Source organism: Leifsonia sp. 21MFCrub1.1, assembly GCF_900107895.1.
Taxonomy (GTDB): Bacteria; Actinomycetota; Actinomycetes; order Actinomycetales; family Microbacteriaceae; genus Leifsonia; species Leifsonia soli.
In genome coordinates, this window is record NZ_LT629867.1 from 3,837,295 (window position 1) to 3,852,348 (window position 15,054).

Below are 15,054 nucleotides of genomic sequence, written 5' to 3' on the forward strand. Positions count from 1 at the left end.
CTACGGCGTCGGCGCCGGCGGGAACGTGGCTCTCGTATCCACACCCTCCGCCACCGGGACTAGGCGACCGGTCGGCTGGTGCGGAATCTCCGCTGATACTCGGACGGCGTGATGCCGAACCGCCGCACGAACGCCCGGCGGAACGACACGGGCGAGCTGTACCCGGTGGCCGCGGCCGCCCCCGCCACGGACGTCCCCGACTCCAGCTCGCTCACCGCGAGGTCGAGGCGGATCGAGCCGACGTACTCGCTCGGCGTCGCATCCAGCTCCTCGCGCATGATCCTCGTCAGGTGCCGGGGGCTGACGTTCACGTGGGAGGCGAGTTCGCGGACGGAGTGCGGCCGGGTCGGGTTCGCGTGGACGTACTCGGTGACCGATCGGGAGATCGGCGATCGTGCCGGGTTGCCGGCGAGCGATGCGGAGAACTGCGACTGCGATCCGGACCGCTTCATGTAGACCAGCAGCAGCTGCGCGACGCTTCGCGCGACATCCGATCCGTAGTCCTGCTCGAGCAGGGCCAGCGCGAGGTCGATTCCCGCGGCGACGCCGGCGGAGCTGTGGAACCTGCCGTCCTGAACGAAGATCGCGTCCTTCTCGACGGCGATCTCGGGGAAGGCGGCTTGAAGCGTGTCGGCGAACTTCCAATGCGTCGTCGTCGTGCGGCCGTCGAGGAGGCCCACCGCCGCGACGGCGAACGCGGCGGTGCAGATCGATGCCACGCGGCGGGAGCGGTCGGCCAAGGTGCGGACCGCGTCGAGGACGTCGTCGGTGAACACCTCCGGCGCGTTCTCGGACCCCGGCACGACGAGGGTGTCGAGCTCCTCGATCGCCGCGACCGAGGCGTGGACGCCGACGCGCACGCCCATCGAGGAGGTCACGTCCGCGCCCGAGACCGAGATGAGGACGATGTCATACCCGGCGGAGCGCTGCGATGCTTCATGGAACACCTCGGCGGGGCCCACCAGATCGAGCATCTTCACGCCGTCGAACACGAGGATCCCCACCCGGGGCCGCTTCTGATCGTCGGTCGATCGTGGCATGACGCTCCATTCGGGTGGGAAAGTATTCTGGAATACAGGTTCCATTACATCGGTCGCAGACCCGCTTGTCGATTCCTGAGGCGCGAGACCGCCGTCGTCGCCCTCAGCGAGCCACTAGTCCGGCTGGGCCGCGAGGTAGGCGAGCACGGCCGCACCCGGGGTGTTCGGCGGAGCGAAGGTCGTCGTCAGCACATACCCGGGGCGGCCGGGGATCTCGAGATTCTGAAAGGTGAGGTCGACAACACCGAAGCCGTCGAAGGAGACCTGCGTGACGCCGTCGGCCAGTGGCCACGCATCGTGTCGCGGCCAGACCCGGGCGAAGACAGGGCTCAACGCGGACAACTCGTCGACGACCTGATGGAGGCGGGGGTCGAGCGGGTGGCTGTGGAAACGGAGAGCAGCGGCCAGGTGAATCGCGGACTCCTCGTCATCCTCCGCGCCCGCGCGCGAGCGGTCGAGGAAGAAGCTCACCACGTTGTTCTGCCCGACATCGAGGAGCCCTCGGCCGATGCGGCGGGCGAGGACGTTGGAGGCGACGATGTCGTGGTTGCCGTCCGTGATGTAGGCGGCGGTGTGCTTCCAGTGGTCGAGCAGTGCGAGAAGGCTCTCGTCCGGGCCCGTGACGGGGTTCGCCGGAGAATTTTCGGCGTACGCGATCCGGAACAGGTAGTCCATCGCGAAGTGGTCGAGTCGAAGGGCGCGGCCGAGGGCGCTGAGCACCTGTTCGGACGGGCGCTGGTCCCTCCCCTGTTCCAGCCGCAGGTAGTAGTTCTCGCTGACGCCGGCGGCGGCCGCCACCTCACTCCTTCGGAGGCCGGAGACCTTGCGGGTCGACGCCCGGACGATGCCGAGGGACTCGGGCGGGGTCATGGCCCGGCGGGCGCGAAGATACTCGCCCAGTGCCGACGCACGCGTGACCACAGGGGCCCCTCTCGAAAAAAGCAAGTTCTTTCAAGTTCGAAATAATACACGGCGGGACCTGATCACGCCCGGGGCCGGGGCGTGAACGGCGCGCCGTCAGTCGGCGATCGGAAGGTCCGTCGCGCTGGGCACCCGAGCCGCGGTCGCGCCGGCGGATCGGCGCGCCAGAGCCGCGCATCCGCCGACCACGGCCGCCCCGAGAAGGGGAGCGACGATCGACAGCCACAGCTCTCCGAGCGCTGTCGGGCCGCCGTAGACCGCCGTCGCGATCGAGCGAGCCGGGTTGAAGGAGCCGTTCGACACCGGGATCGCCACCAGCGCGACCACCGTCAGCGTGAAGCCGATCGCGACCGGCGCCACCGCAGGATTCCGCTCGCCGCCAGTCACCAGAAGGACCACGGCGGTGAGGACGGCGGTGGTCACGACCTCGATGAGGAACGCCGCCCACCAGCTGTATCCGCCCGGCGACAGCGGACCCCATCCGGTGGAGGCGAAGCCGGCGGCGCGGGATGCGGCGGCGAATCCGCTCGGACCCCCGGCGGCCACTCCCACGAGCAGGCTCGACGCGAGCAGGCCTCCGACGATCTGCGCGCCGACGTAGCCGGGCGCGAGCTTCCAGGAGAAGCGTCCGGAGAGCGCGAGACCGATCGTCACCGCCGGATTGAAATGCCCGCCCGAGACCGGGCCGAAGGCGTACGCGCCGACCAGGACGCTGAGCCCCAGCGCCAGCGCGACTCCGAGGAAGCCGACGCCGGCCCCGTGCACGTTCGTCGCGCCTGCGTCGAGGACGGCGGTGCCGACGACGCCGAAGACGAGGACGAAGGTTCCGGCGGCCTCCGCGAGGTACCTGGCGTACGACGCCTTCTGCGACGTCGGGGCGCCGGTCGTTGTTCGCGTGCTCGTGTTCATCGGAGTCCCCTCGATCGCGGATCACCGTGACCGTATCCGGCGGGGCCATCACCGCGTTACGACGACCGTCGGAAGACGTGCCGACGTCACCGGATCATCCTCCAGGAGGACGCGCGATCGGCGCCGATGGCGTTCACTTGACGCATGATCGGCATCCTCCTCCCGGTGCTGCAGGGCGCGGGCAGTGTCGCGCTCGCATTCGTCGCGTTCGCGCTCGCGTTCACCTGGCCCGCGCTGCTGGCGCCGCTCGTCCGGCTGCGGACCGAGGCGGCGCGACTCGCCGGGTTCGCAGGCCTGGGGCTGGTGCTCGTGCTTGCGGCATCCCTGATCTACGCGACGCCCGGGGTTCTGCTGCGTGACCCGGTGGGGTTGCTGCTCGCTTTCCCCGTCGCCGCGCTGTGGCTGATCGGCGCTGCCGGCCTGCTGGTGCGGGGGGTCGTCCTGGGCGGCGCCGCCCGCGGCATCTCGATCGCATTCGCGGTGGTTGCGGGATGCGGCGCACTCGCGGGCATCGTCTCGGCGGTTCTCGTCCAGCACGGCGTCCCGGACACGGTGACGCCGACGGGCGCGTTCCTGCTCGCGGTCGGCGCGCTCGCCGCGGTCGTGTTCTGGGCCCGCGCAGAAGAGCCGGATCCGCGGCCCGCGATCGGCTGACCTCCGCCGACAGCGGGGCGCTTACGCCTCGGCGGCAGCCGCCGCGTCGGGCAGGGGCCGGGCGCCTCGCCAGCGGCGTGAGATCCAGACGACGCCGTATCCGGCGGCCAGGATCACGACCGCGATCAACACCACGTAGAAGGCGACGGACAGGTAGCCGTTCTGGCTCGTGTGCGGATTGAGGAACGGGTAGGGGTACCACGGAGACGTGCCCGTGACCGGCTCGGCGGCGAAAGGTGCGCGGATCAGCGTGTACAGCGCCCAGACGATCGGGAAGACGGCGATCCCCCAGACGGCGCGCAGCCGCAGCGGCGAGCGGCCGGGTGCGAGCAGCCAGTCGATCAGGAGGTAGGCGGGCGCGATCACGTGCAGCACCTCGTTCGACCAGCCGACGGTCGTGCCCTGCGCGAGCGAGATGTTGCGCAGCAGCAGGTTGTAGACGACGCCGGTCGTGACGAGGTAGGTGACGGAGGCGGCGCGCAGCCCGGTGAACCACCCGGGGTCGTCCCCGGTGCGCACCACCAGCAGCACGGCGCCGATGCCGAGCACGACGACGCCCAGCACATTCGAGTCGATCGTGAAGAAGCTGAAGAAGTTCGCAACCAGGCCGGCGATGTCCCCGCCCCGGTCGCCGATGGATCGGATGCTGGTCGCGAGCTGGACGACGACCGCAGCCAGAGTGAGAAGGAAGAACACCGCGCGGAGAACCGCGAAACCGATCCGCATGCCGCGATCGTAGCGAGCGGGCGGCCGTCGGTGGGCGAACGCGCAGGAACGCGCCGACTAGAATGGTTGGCGAATCCCGTATGAAAGAGGGCCTCCGTGGCTACCGCCGTCCCTGCCCAGCATTCCGACATCCACGCGCACAGCCGGTACTGGGTCGTCCCCGCCGTCCGCGCCGTCGTGGCCCTGGCCGCCGCAGCGGTCATCACGTTCACGCGGGATGCGCACACGGCGACGTTCGGGCTCATCGTCTTCGGGGCCTTCGCCATCGTCGACGGGCTGGCGACCGGTGTGCTGAGCGCCCTTCTGGCCGGGCGCCGCATCACCCGCGTGCTCTTCGCCGTTCAGGGGGCGATCGGCGTGATCGCCGGAGTTCTCGCCCTCGCGTTGTCGTCCTCGGGGCTGGGTCTCTTCCTGTACCTCGTCACCGTGTGGGCGGCACTGACCGGCATCCTCGAGCTCTACAACGGCGTCCGCGAACGCGGCCGTGACGCCGCCGCCCGCGACTGGCTCATCACCGGCGCCCTCACCGCCGTGCTCGCCCTCGTCCTGCTGTTCGCCCCCGCCGATGCGGTGCTCGCGATCGGCCTGTTCGGCGCGTGGGCCGTCATCGTCGGCGTCTTCCAGGGGATCGGCGCAGCGACGCTGCGAGGCGCCGCACGCGATCGGACCCCGTCGCACGGAGCGGAGAGCGGATCGTGAGCCGGCGCAATGACAAGGACCCGAAAGTGAAGCAGGGACTTCAGCCGACCCGCCGCGACCGCTTCCTGCCCGTCGAGCTTCTCGGCATCTCCGCCGGGCTCGCCGTCTTCGTCGGCCTCATCGTGCTGGTCGCGACGCGGGAGTTCGTGCTCGCGGGAGTCGGCCTCGGCGTCACCTTCATCGTCACGGTCGTCCTGCTCGCGCTGTTCGCCCTCGCCTTCAAGCCGACCGAGGCCGAGGTGGAGGACATCCACGAGCAGGATGCGGAAGCCCGCGCCAAGGCGCAGGCCCGCGCGGAGGGCGACGACCGCCCCCGCGGTCACTGACCTCCGCGACGCCTACAGGTAGTCGACCAGCTCCGAGGCGAGGCCGATGTAGCCGGCCGGCGTGAGCGCCAGGAGCCGGTTCTTCGCGGCCTGGCCGATCTCGAGCCCGTTCACGAACTCGGTCAGCGCCGCGTGGTCGACGCGCTTGCCGCGCGTCAGCTCCTTCAGCAGCGCGTACGGGTCGGTGATGGTCGAGCGACCGGCGGTGACCTCGGCACGGATCACCGTCTGGATGGCCTCCGCGAGCACCTCCCAGTTGGCGTCGAGGTCGTCCGCGAGAGCCTGCCGGTCGATCGCGATCTGGCCGAGCCCGCGCTCGATGTTGTCGAGGGCGAGGAGGGAGTGGCCCAGACCGACGCCGATGTTGCGCTGCGTGGTCGAGTCCGTGAGGTCGCGCTGCAGGCGGCTGGTGACGAGCGTCGCGGCCAGCGAGTCGAGCACGGCGCTGGAGAGCTCCAGGTTGGCTTCGGCGTTCTCGAACCGGATCGGGTTCACCTTGTGCGGCATCGTCGACGACCCGGTCGCTCCCGGCTCCGGGACCTGCCGGAAGTAGCCGAGCGAGATGTACGTCCAGATGTCGGTGCACAGGTTGTGCAGGATGCGGTTGGCGTGCGAGATGCGCGAATACAGCTCCGCCTGCCAATCGTGCGACTCGATCTGCGTGGTCAGCGGGTTCCAGTCCAGGCCGAGGCTCTCGACGAACTCGCGCGAGATGCGGGGCCAGTCGGCATCCGGGTCGGCGACGAGGTGAGCGGCGAAGGTGCCCGTCGCTCCGCTGAACTTGCCGAGGTGCACACCGCCCTCGATCTGCTCGCGCACGCGCTCGAGGCGGTGCACGAAGACCGCCAGTTCCTTGCCCATGGTGGTCGGCGTCGCCGGCTGCCCGTGCGTGCGGGCGAGCATCGCGTCGTCGCGGTACTGCTTCGCCTGCGCGCGGAGCTCGCCGATGACCGCGCGGAACTTCGGAAGCCACGACTCGCGCACGGCCGCGCTCACGGTGAGGGCGTACGAGAGGTTGTTGATGTCCTCGCTGGTCGCCGCGAAGTGCGTGAGCTCGGCGATGTGGTCGAGGCCGAGCGCGTGCAGTCGCTCGCGCACGAGGTACTCGACCGCCTTCACGTCGTGCCTGGTCGTCGCCTCCAGCTCGGCGAGCCGGTCGATCTCCGGCTGTCCGAAATCGTCGGCGAGCGCCCGGAGCGCCGCCTTCTGCTCGCCGGTCAGCGGCGAGGAGCCGAACATCCGGTGCTCGGTCAGGTAGATCAGCCAGTCGACCTCGACCTGCACGCGCGCGCGGTTGAGGCCGGCCTCCGACAGGTGGTCGCCGAGGCCGAGCACGGCGGACCGGTAACGGCCGTCGAGGGGGCTGAGCGGCTGGGGAGGCAGGGCGGACATGGTGCTCCTCGCGGGATCAGGCGGCGGGTACCCCACCATTCTCCCGCACGCGCGCGGCGGCCGAGGACGTCAGTCGCGCCGGGCGGGCCGGATCAGCAGCCCGAGCAGCCACGCGATGATGCCGAGGACGAGTGCACCGAGCACGCCCCACCAGAAGCCGTCGATGTGGAGACCGAAGCCCATGGCATCGCTGATCCACGACACGATGAACAGCAGGAACGCGTTCACGAGCAGCGAGATGAGCCCCAGCGTGAGGATGTACAGCGGGAACGCGACCACCCGGATGACCGTGCCGACGATCGCGTTCACCAGGCCGAAGATGAGCGCGATGAGCAGGTAGGTCAGCACCGTCGCGGTGGTGTCCGGAGCGTACGGGTGCACGCTCACACCGCTGACGATCAGCGTCGTGAGCCAGAGGGCGAGGGCGTTGACGATCAGTCTGAGCAGGAATCGCATGACGCCATCCTCCCAGTGACCGGGTCCGCGGTACAGGGGTGCGTCGTCCACGGGATCCCGGGAATTCCTCCAGCGGTATGCGGGCGCGGCTAAGTTGGGTCTGTGAGTTCGGATGACACGCTCGGCGTGAGACTACGGCCCGAGATCGTCGCGGTGCCCGCCTACAAGCAGGGCCGCCCGGCACCGGCGGACGGATTCAAGCTGTCGAGCAACGAGAACCCCTTCCCGCCCCTGCCCTCGGTCGTCGAGGCGGTCGCGGCGACTCTGCGCGACCTGAACCGGTACCCGAACGCCGGCGGAGCCGACCTGCGCGAGCGCCTCGCCGAGCGGCACGGCGTCGGCGTCGGCCAGGTCCACCTCGGCAGCGGCTCGGTCGCGCTGCTGTCGCAGCTGATCTCCGCAGCGGCCGGCGTCGGCGACGAGGTCGTGTACTCCTGGCGCTCCTTCGAGGCCTACCCCGGGCTCGTGACCGTCGCGGGCGCGACGAGCGTGCAGGTGCCCAACCGTCCGGACGGCAGCCACGACCTGGATGCGATGGCCGCCGCGATCACCGACCGCACGCGCGTCGTGATCGTCTGCACGCCCAACAACCCCACCGGCACCATCGTGACCACCGCCGATTTCGAGGCGTTCATGGAACGCGTGCCGTCCGACCTGCTGGTGCTCCTCGACGAGGCCTACTACGAGTTCGTCACCGACGACGCGGCCGTCGACGGCATCCCCCTGCTCTCGCGCTACCCCAACCTCGTCGTGCTCCGCACCTTCTCGAAGGCCTACGGGCTCGCGGCACTGCGCATCGGCTACGCCGTCGGCCCGCAGGCGGTGCTGGATGCGGCCCGCTCCGCCGCCATCCCGCTCTCGGTGACGGACGCATCCCGCGTCGCGGCCCTCGCCTCCATCGACGCGGAGGACGAGCTCATGGAGCGCGTCGCCCGCCTGGCGATGCGCCGCGACCGGCTCCGCGACGCGCTGCTCGAACAGGGCTGGGCGGTTCCGGAGGCGCAGGGCAACTTCGTCTGGCTCGCGACGGGCGAGCAGACCGTCGAGGCGAACGACGCCTTCTTCGACGCAGCTCTCACGGTCCGCGCCTTCCCGCCGGAGGGCATCCGCATCAGCGTTGGCGAGGAGGAATCTGTGGACAAACTCCTGCAGGTCGCGGGCGATCTTGTGCGGAACCTACCAAATGGGCACCTCGGCAAGCGGTTAGGTTAGACAGGTGGTTGCGACGAACGAGATCCCGCGCCCGGCGAACACCGTCCAGCTGCTGACCGCTGACGGCCGTTTCCAGCCGAGCGAGACGTCGGCCGAATACCTCCCTTACCTGGAGCGGCTCGACGAGAACGACTACCGCCGCTTCTACCGCGACATGGTGCGCGTTCGCGCGTTCGACCATGAGGCGGCGAACCTGCAGCGGCAAGGGCAGCTCGGGCTCTGGGTGCCCAGCCAGGGCCAGGAGGGCGCCCAGGTCGGCTCTGCGCATGCCGCGAAGCCGCAGGACCACCTCTTCCCCTCCTACCGCGAGCACGTGGTCGGCATGGTCCGGGGCATCGACCCGATCGGGATCATCGGACTCCTCCGCGGCACGACGCACGGCGGGTGGGACCCGACCGACCCGGCCGTCGGCAACTTCCACCTCTACACGCTGGTCATCGGCTCGCAGACCCTGCACGCCACCGGCTATGCCATGGGCATGAAGCTCGACGGCAAGGTCGGCACGGGCGACCCGTCGAAGGACGAGGCGTCCATCGTGTACTTCGGCGACGGAGCCACGAGCCAGGGCGATGTCAACGAGGCGTACGTCTTCGCAGCGAGCTACCAGACCCCGCAGGTGTTCTTCCTGCAGAACAACCACTGGGCGATCTCGGTGCCGGTGAGCACCCAGTCGCGCACCCCGCTCTACCTGCGCTCGAGCGGCTTCGGCATCCCCGGCGTCCAGATCGACGGCAACGACGTCCTCGCGGCCTACGCGGTGACCGCCAAGCACCTCGACGACGCCAGGAACGGCGAGGGTCCCAGCATGATCGAGGCGCTGACGTACCGGATGGGCGCGCACACCTCCAGCGACGACCCCAGCAAGTACCGCACCGACGAGGAGCTGGCCTCCTGGGCCGAGCGCGACCCGATCCGGCGCTTCCGCGTGTTCCTCGAGGAGCAGGGTGTCGGGCAGGGCTTCTTCGACAGCGCGGACGAGGAGGCGGCCGACCTCGCCGCCGACATCCGGAGGCGCACTCTCGAACTGACGCCTCCCTCTGTCGCGTCGATGTTCCAGCACGTCTACAGTGAGCCGCATCCCGTGACGGACGAGCAGCGACGGTGGCTCGAGGAGTACGAGGCATCGTTCGGAGGTGACGCATGAGCGACGTGAGGAGCGAGGCGGAGTACGTCGAGGCCGAGCTGATCGAGAGCCCGGGTGACCAGGCCGGGACGCGCGAGGGCGACGGGTCCGTCGACGGCGCATCGCTCGACACGCAGGCGATCGACGTCGTCGAGATCGTGGAGAGCGACCCCGGCTCGCGCGTGCTCGAGGAGCACGTCGCCGAGCAGGAGTGGACGCGTGAGTTCGTGATCGACGACGAGGACGCCCGGCAGGAGACCGCGCAGGCCGACCTGCAGGCCTCTGCCGAGGTCGGAGAGGCGGCGGCCGAGGCCGAGCACGCCGGTCCGGCGGTCGCGGAGTCCGAGCCCGCCGCGGATGCGGCCCCCGAGCCGCGCGTCCAGTCCCTTCCGATGGTCAAGGCGCTCAACGCCGGTCTGCGCCGGGCGCTGGCCGACGACCCGCGCGTCATCCTGATGGGCGAGGACATCGGCCCGCTGGGCGGCGTCTTCCGCGTGACGGAGGGCCTGCAGAAGGAGTTCGGGCCGCAGCGGGTGATGGACACACCTCTCGCCGAGGCGGGCATCATCGGCACGGCGATCGGTCTCGCGATGCGCGGGTACCGTCCGGTGGTCGAGATCCAGTTCAACGGCTTCGTCTTCCCCGGCTTCGACCAGATCACGACGCAGCTCGCCAAGATGACCAACCGCCACAGCGGACGGATCCCGTTCCCGGTCGTCATCCGCATCCCCCATGGCGGTCACATCGGAGCCGTCGAGCACCACCAGGAGGCGCCGGAGGCCTACTTCGCGCACACCGCCGGCCTGCGGGTCGTCGCACCGTCGACGCCGCATGACGCGTACTGGATGATCCAGGAGGCGATCCGTTCGGACGACCCCGTCGTCTTCTTCGAGCCGATGAGCCGCTACTGGCCGAAGGGCGAGGTCGACGTCGTCGAGAACCCGACGCCGCTGCACGCCAGCCGGGTCGTCCGCACCGGGACCGACGCGACCATCGTGGCGTGGGCCGGCATGGTGAGCGTCGCCCTGCGCGCAGCGGAGCTCGCCGCGGAGGAGGGCCGCAGCCTCGAGGTCGTCGACCTCCGCTCGCTCTCCCCCGTCGACTACGGTCCGGTGATCGCATCCGTGCAGAAGACCGGCCGGCTCATCATCGCCCAGGAGGCGCCGAGCAACGTCTCGGTGGGCTCCGAGGTCGCGGCGACGGTGGCCGAGAAGGCGTTCTACTCGCTGGAGGCGCCGGTCCTCCGCGTCTCCGGCTTCGATGTCCCCTTCCCGCCGGCGAAGCTCGAGGAGATCTACCTCCCCGACGCCGACCGCATCCTCGAGGCCGTCGACCGGGCGCTCGCCTACTGACGCCCGGCGCATCCACCGGCGGCAGAGCCCGCCGAGAGACTGACAGAGAGAAGTCGCACATGAGCGAGTCCCAGTTCCTCCTGCCCGATGTGGGCGAGGGCCTGACCGAGGCGGAGATCGTCTCGTGGAAGGTGACCCCGGGCGAGCAGGTCGCGGTCAACCAGGTGATCGTCGAGATCGAGACCGCGAAGTCGCTCGTCGAGCTGCCGTCCCCGTTCGAGGGAACGGTCGGCGAACTCCTCGTCTCGGAGGGCCAGACCGTCGAGGTCGGCACCCCGATCTTCACCGTCACGGCCGGCGGCGAACCGGCCGAAGCCCCCGCGCGCGAGCCGGAGCCCGCCGAGGAGGTCGCGGCCGACACCGCCGCGAGCGTCTCCCACGAGGACGAGCCGAAGCCGGGCGCCGTCCTGGTCGGCTACGGATCCGCCGGCCACGGGACCAGTCGCCGCCGCCGGGTCTCGCACCCGGGGACGGCGTCGATCCCTGTCTCGTTCTCGGGCTCGGTCGCGCAGCAGCCCGCACCCGCCGCGCCCGCCCCGGCGGCGGCCGCTCCCGCCGCGCCGGCCGCACAGCAGGCGCCCGCCGCGCCTGCGCCCGCCGCCCCGGCGCACACCGCTTCGGTGCCGCACGCCGGCGGCCCCGTCATCGCCAAGCCCCCCGTTCGCAAGCTCGCCAAAGACCTGGGCGTCGACATCACCGTCGTCACGCCGACGGGCCCGGTCGGCGACGTCACCCGCGACGACGTGCTGCGCGAGGCGTCGCAGGTCACCGTGTTCCGCAACATCCAGACGCCGGAGTGGCCGAACGACCGCGAGGAGCGCATCCCCGTCAAGGGCGTCCGCAAGGCGATCGCCAACGCCATGACGTCGAGCGCGTTCAGCGCTCCGCACGTGAGCCTGTTCGTCGACGTGGATGCGACCCGCACCATGGAGTTCGTCAAGCGCCTCAAGAACTCGGCCGACTTCGCCGGCGTCAAGGTGTCGCCGCTGCTGATCATGGCGAAGGCGATCATCTGGGCCGTGCGCCGCAACCCCACCGTGAACTCGGCGTGGACGGACGAGGAGATCATCGTCCGCCACTACGTGAACCTCGGAATCGCCGCGGCGACCCCGCGGGGGCTCATCGTGCCGAACATCAAGGAGGCGCAGGGCATGACCCTGCTCGAGCTGGCGCGCGCCCTCGAGCAGCTGACCCTGACGGCCCGCGACGGCAAGACGCCGCCGGCCGACATGAGCGGCGGAACCATCACCATCACGAACATCGGCGTGTTCGGGATGGACACCGGCACGCCCATCCTGAACCCCGGCGAGGTCGGCATCGTCGCCCTCGGCACGATCAAGCAGAAGCCGTGGGTCGTCGACGGCGAGGTGCGTCCCCGCTACGTCACCACGCTGGGCGCCTCGTTCGATCACCGGGTCGTGGACGGCGACGTGGCGTCGCGTTTCCTGGCCGACGTCGCGTCGATCATCGAGGAGCCCGCGCTCCTCCTCGATTGAATTTGACAATCATTTTCAATAAGCCGTAGCCTGAGCCGGTGCCCGCGACCGCGGGCATCCACTTCTCGACGTCGTTCGCGACTTAGACAGGCTCATCCATGAAGACGCGTTCCCTCGTCTCCGCTCTCACCGCGGCCGCCATCGCCCTGACCCTGGCCGGCTGCTCCTCGTCGTCGGCGGGGTCCGACGACGGCACCCTTCGCGTCGTCGCCAGCACCGACGTGTACGGCGACATCGCCACCACCATCGGCGGCGACGCCGTTCACGTCATCTCCCTCATGACAGACCCGGCCCAGGATCCGCACTCGTTCGAGGCCAGCGCGCAGAACCAGCTCGCCGTCTCCAAAGCCGACGTCGTCATCGAGAACGGCGGAGGCTACGACGACTACATGCAGACCCTCGTGAAGGGCGCGAAGAACAACGACGTGAAGGTTCTGAACGTCGTCGACCTGTCCGGCAAGAAGGCCGTCGGCGGCGAGCTCAACGAGCACGTCTGGTACGACTTCCCGACCGTCTCGACCTTCGCCGGCGCGCTCGCCGACGCCCTGGGCGCCGCCGACCCGTCGAAGAAGGCGACCTTCGAAAAGAACGCCGCTGCCTTCACCGAGAAGCTCTCCGCCCTCGAGGCGACGGAAGCCGATCTGAAGGCGTCGTACGCCGGTGAGGGCGTCGCCATCACCGAGCCCGTGCCGCTCTACCTGCTCGACGCCATCGGACTCGTCAACAAGACGCCCGAGAAGTTCAGCGCGGCGATCGAGGAGGAGACCGACGTCTCCCCCGTCGTGCTGAAAGACACCCTCCAGCTGTTCAGCGGTCACGAGGTGAAGCTCCTCGCCTACAACGAGCAGACCACCGGCGCCGAGACCGAGAAGGTGCTGGCCGCCGCGAAGGCCGCGGGCATCCCCGTGGTGCCGGTCACCGAGACCCTCCCCGCAGGAACGCACTACATCGAGTGGATGCGCGGCAACCTGGACGCCGTGAAGGACGCGCTGGCGAAATGACCGAACCGCTCGAACGCGTGCCCGTCCCCGACGCCAGGGATGTGGTGCTGAGCCTGCGCGATGCGTCCCTCGGCTTCGGCGACCGCACGCTGTGGAGCGGGCTCGACCTCGACGTGCACGCGGGCGAGTTCGTCGCCGTGCTCGGGCCGAACGGCTCGGGCAAGACGAGCCTGCTCCGGACGATCCTCGGGCAGCAGCGCCTCGACAGCGGCGAGATCGCGTTCGAAGGCCACCCCGTGCGCCGCGGCGACCGCCGCATCGGCTACATCCCCCAGCAGAAGCTCATCCCCGCCGGAACACCCATGCGCGCCCGCGACCTCGTCGCCCTCGGCGTCAACGGTCACCGCTGGGGCCTCCCGCTCCCCCGGCGCTCCGACCGGGAGCAGGTCGACCGGCTCATCGACTCCGTCGGCGCTCGCCGCTATGCGGACACGGCCGTCGGCTCGCTGTCCGGCGGCGAGCAGCAGCGGCTGCGCGTCGCACAGGCGCTCGCGGGCGACCCGGCCCTCCTGCTGTGCGACGAACCGCTGCTCTCGCTCGACCTGCAGCACCAGCGCGGCGTGAGCGAGCTCATCGACCGTCGCCGCCGCGAACACGGGAGCGCCGTCGTCTTCGTGACCCACGACGTCAACCCGGTGCTCGGGATGGTCGACCGCGTCCTCTACCTGGCCGGCGGCCGCTTCCGCACCGGCACCCCCGACGAGGTGCTGCGCAGCGATGTGCTGACGGACCTGTACGGGACGCCGGTGGATGTCATCCGCAGTCGCGGGCGCATCGTGGTCGTCGGCATCCCCGACGCCGAGACGCACGACCACCACATCCACACCCGAGCAGAGCACCCGGAGCCGGCCGCATGATGCACCTGGATCTCTGGCAGCAGCTGTTCGACTTCACCGACTACGGCGAGCTGCTCCTGCTCGTGAAGAACTCCATCTTCGCCGGAGCCGTCCTCGGCATCGTCGGTGGTCTGATCGGCGTCTTCGTCATGCAGCGCGACATGGCGTTCGCGGTGCACGGCATCAGCGAGCTCTCGTTCGCCGGCGCGGCGATCGCCCTCCTGTTCGGCGTCAACGTCGTGGCGGGTTCGCTCGCCGGGTCGCTGGTCGCGGCCGTGCTGATCGGCCTGCTCGGCGCGAAGGCGCGCGACCGCAACTCGATCATCGCCGTGCTGATGCCCTTCGGCCTGGGCCTCGGCATCCTGGCGCTGGCCCTCTATCCCGGCCGCAGTGCGAACAAGTTCGGGCTGCTCACCGGCCAGATCGTGTCGGTCGACGACCCGCAGCTCGGCTGGCTGCTGGTCATCGGCGCCATCGTCCTGATCGCCCTGCTGCTGATGTGGCGGCCGCTGACCTTCGACAGCCTGGATGCGGACGTCGCGGCCTCCCGCGGCGTCCCGACCCGGTTCGTCGCGCTCGCCTTCATGGTGCTGCTCGGCCTGGCCGTCGCGGTGTCCGTCCAGATCGTCGGCGCACTGCTCGTGCTCTCGCTGCTGGTGACGCCCGCCGCCGCGGCCATGCGCATCTCGTCGTCGCCTCTGGGAGTCCCCGTGCTGAGCGTGGTGTTCGCCCTGGTGTCGGTGGTGGGCGGCATCCTGCTCGCCCTGGGCAGCGCCCTCCCGATCAGCCCGTACGTGACGACCATCTCGTTCCTGATCTACGTCGTCTGCCGCGTCGCCGGCGGGCGGCGTGCGCGACGACGCGGTGCGGCGACCGCTTCTCGGCGACTCGTGAGCCAGGCGGGCTAGCCT

16 protein-coding genes are annotated in these 15,054 nt (G+C 70.1%); 10 read left to right on the forward strand and 6 right to left on the reverse strand.

The window, feature by feature from the left end:
* Positions 1 to 59: 59 nt before the first annotated feature.
* The 3 genes from BLW09_RS18185 to BLW09_RS18195 form a co-directional block, all read right to left on the reverse strand.
* Positions 60 to 1,040: a GlxA family transcriptional regulator gene (locus tag BLW09_RS18185; protein ID WP_089916140.1), complete on the reverse strand. Its 981-nt coding sequence runs from the start codon at positions 1,038 to 1,040 to the stop codon at positions 60 to 62.
* A 114-nt stretch (positions 1,041 to 1,154) separates the two neighbouring features.
* Positions 1,155 to 1,961, reverse strand: a complete 807-nt coding sequence (locus BLW09_RS18190) for a helix-turn-helix domain-containing protein (RefSeq protein WP_089916143.1) — start codon at positions 1,959 to 1,961, stop codon at positions 1,155 to 1,157.
* Positions 1,962 to 2,057: 96 nt separating this feature from the next.
* Entirely contained in the window at positions 2,058 to 2,870 is an 813-nt protein-coding gene (locus tag BLW09_RS18195) for an aquaporin (RefSeq protein ID WP_089916147.1), read from the reverse strand.
* Positions 2,871 to 3,014: 144 nt separating this feature from the next.
* On the opposite strand from BLW09_RS18195, the gene BLW09_RS18200 reads away from it, so the two are divergent.
* Complete coding sequence (locus tag BLW09_RS18200) at positions 3,015 to 3,524, forward strand: hypothetical protein (RefSeq protein WP_089916153.1); 510 nt, start codon at positions 3,015 to 3,017, stop codon at positions 3,522 to 3,524.
* 21 nt (positions 3,525 to 3,545) lie between these two features.
* Here the strand turns inward: BLW09_RS18200 and BLW09_RS18205 are convergent, their stop codons facing one another.
* The gene (locus BLW09_RS18205) at positions 3,546 to 4,250 is read right to left on the reverse strand and encodes a Pr6Pr family membrane protein (protein ID WP_089916156.1); all 705 of its coding nucleotides are present in this window, start codon (positions 4,248 to 4,250) and stop codon (positions 3,546 to 3,548) included.
* Between the two features lie 96 nt (positions 4,251 to 4,346).
* Between BLW09_RS18205 and BLW09_RS18210 the strand changes: the two genes are divergently transcribed.
* The gene (locus tag BLW09_RS18210; RefSeq protein WP_089916159.1) at positions 4,347 to 4,949 is read left to right on the forward strand and encodes a DUF308 domain-containing protein; all 603 of its coding nucleotides are present in this window, start codon (positions 4,347 to 4,349) and stop codon (positions 4,947 to 4,949) included.
* A 26-nt stretch (positions 4,950 to 4,975) separates the two neighbouring features.
* Positions 4,976 to 5,275, forward strand: coding sequence for a hypothetical protein (locus BLW09_RS18215; RefSeq protein ID WP_089916162.1), 300 nt, complete (start codon positions 4,976 to 4,978; stop codon positions 5,273 to 5,275).
* 12 nt (positions 5,276 to 5,287) lie between these two features.
* Here BLW09_RS18215 and purB read toward each other — a convergent pair whose 3' ends face one another.
* Positions 5,288 to 6,667: an adenylosuccinate lyase gene (purB, locus tag BLW09_RS18220; protein ID WP_089916164.1), complete on the reverse strand. Its 1,380-nt coding sequence runs from the start codon at positions 6,665 to 6,667 to the stop codon at positions 5,288 to 5,290.
* A 69-nt stretch (positions 6,668 to 6,736) separates the two neighbouring features.
* Complete coding sequence (locus BLW09_RS18225; protein ID WP_089917084.1) at positions 6,737 to 7,123, reverse strand: phage holin family protein; 387 nt, start codon at positions 7,121 to 7,123, stop codon at positions 6,737 to 6,739.
* 102 nt (positions 7,124 to 7,225) lie between these two features.
* On the opposite strand from BLW09_RS18225, the gene BLW09_RS18230 reads away from it, so the two are divergent.
* From BLW09_RS18230 to BLW09_RS18260, 7 genes are all read left to right on the forward strand, one after another.
* Positions 7,226 to 8,335, forward strand: a complete 1,110-nt coding sequence (locus BLW09_RS18230; protein WP_269457900.1) for a pyridoxal phosphate-dependent aminotransferase — start codon at positions 7,226 to 7,228, stop codon at positions 8,333 to 8,335.
* Positions 8,336 to 8,339: 4 nt separating this feature from the next.
* Positions 8,340 to 9,479 (forward strand): pyruvate dehydrogenase (acetyl-transferring) E1 component subunit alpha, encoded by a 1,140-nt coding sequence (gene pdhA / locus BLW09_RS18235; RefSeq protein ID WP_089916170.1) that lies wholly within the window; start codon positions 8,340 to 8,342, stop codon positions 9,477 to 9,479.
* Positions 9,480 to 9,850: 371 nt separating this feature from the next.
* Complete coding sequence (locus BLW09_RS18240; RefSeq protein WP_172824363.1) at positions 9,851 to 10,810, forward strand: alpha-ketoacid dehydrogenase subunit beta; 960 nt, start codon at positions 9,851 to 9,853, stop codon at positions 10,808 to 10,810.
* Positions 10,811 to 10,869: 59 nt separating this feature from the next.
* On the forward strand, positions 10,870 to 12,306 hold the full coding sequence (locus tag BLW09_RS18245) for a dihydrolipoamide acetyltransferase family protein (RefSeq protein WP_089916174.1): 1,437 nt from the start codon (positions 10,870 to 10,872) through the stop codon (positions 12,304 to 12,306).
* A 98-nt stretch (positions 12,307 to 12,404) separates the two neighbouring features.
* The gene (locus BLW09_RS18250) at positions 12,405 to 13,307 is read left to right on the forward strand and encodes a metal ABC transporter solute-binding protein, Zn/Mn family (protein ID WP_089916177.1); all 903 of its coding nucleotides are present in this window, start codon (positions 12,405 to 12,407) and stop codon (positions 13,305 to 13,307) included.
* Complete coding sequence (locus BLW09_RS18255; protein ID WP_089916179.1) at positions 13,304 to 14,164, forward strand: metal ABC transporter ATP-binding protein; 861 nt, start codon at positions 13,304 to 13,306, stop codon at positions 14,162 to 14,164. The genes BLW09_RS18250 and BLW09_RS18255 overlap by 4 nt, the downstream gene beginning before the upstream one ends.
* Positions 14,161 to 15,051, forward strand: coding sequence for a metal ABC transporter permease (locus tag BLW09_RS18260; protein WP_089916181.1), 891 nt, complete (start codon positions 14,161 to 14,163; stop codon positions 15,049 to 15,051). Before BLW09_RS18255 ends, BLW09_RS18260 begins: the two co-directional genes overlap by 4 nt.
* The last annotated feature ends 3 nt before the right edge of the window (positions 15,052 to 15,054 follow it).

What these genes read in the sequence shown, in the direction of transcription:
- BLW09_RS18185 (WP_089916140.1), bottom strand. Translation starts at nt 1,040, where the DNA reads ATGCCACGATCGACCGACGATCAGAAGCGGCCCCGGGTGGGGATCCTC.
- BLW09_RS18195 (WP_089916147.1), bottom strand. Translation starts at nt 2,870, where the DNA reads ATGAACACGAGCACGCGAACAACGACCGGCGCCCCGACGTCGCAGAAG.
- BLW09_RS18200 (WP_089916153.1), top strand. Translation starts at nt 3,015, where the DNA reads ATGATCGGCATCCTCCTCCCGGTGCTGCAGGGCGCGGGCAGTGTCGCG.
- BLW09_RS18205 (WP_089916156.1), bottom strand. Translation starts at nt 4,250, where the DNA reads ATGCGGATCGGTTTCGCGGTTCTCCGCGCGGTGTTCTTCCTTCTCACT.
- purB (WP_089916164.1), bottom strand. Translation starts at nt 6,667, where the DNA reads ATGTCCGCCCTGCCTCCCCAGCCGCTCAGCCCCCTCGACGGCCGTTAC.
- BLW09_RS18225 (WP_089917084.1), bottom strand. Translation starts at nt 7,123, where the DNA reads ATGCGATTCCTGCTCAGACTGATCGTCAACGCCCTCGCCCTCTGGCTC.
- BLW09_RS18240 (WP_172824363.1), top strand. Translation starts at nt 9,851, where the DNA reads ATGGTCAAGGCGCTCAACGCCGGTCTGCGCCGGGCGCTGGCCGACGAC.
- BLW09_RS18245 (WP_089916174.1), top strand. Translation starts at nt 10,870, where the DNA reads ATGAGCGAGTCCCAGTTCCTCCTGCCCGATGTGGGCGAGGGCCTGACC.
- BLW09_RS18250 (WP_089916177.1), top strand. Translation starts at nt 12,405, where the DNA reads ATGAAGACGCGTTCCCTCGTCTCCGCTCTCACCGCGGCCGCCATCGCC.
- BLW09_RS18255 (WP_089916179.1), top strand. Translation starts at nt 13,304, where the DNA reads ATGACCGAACCGCTCGAACGCGTGCCCGTCCCCGACGCCAGGGATGTG.
- BLW09_RS18260 (WP_089916181.1), top strand. Translation starts at nt 14,161, where the DNA reads ATGATGCACCTGGATCTCTGGCAGCAGCTGTTCGACTTCACCGACTAC.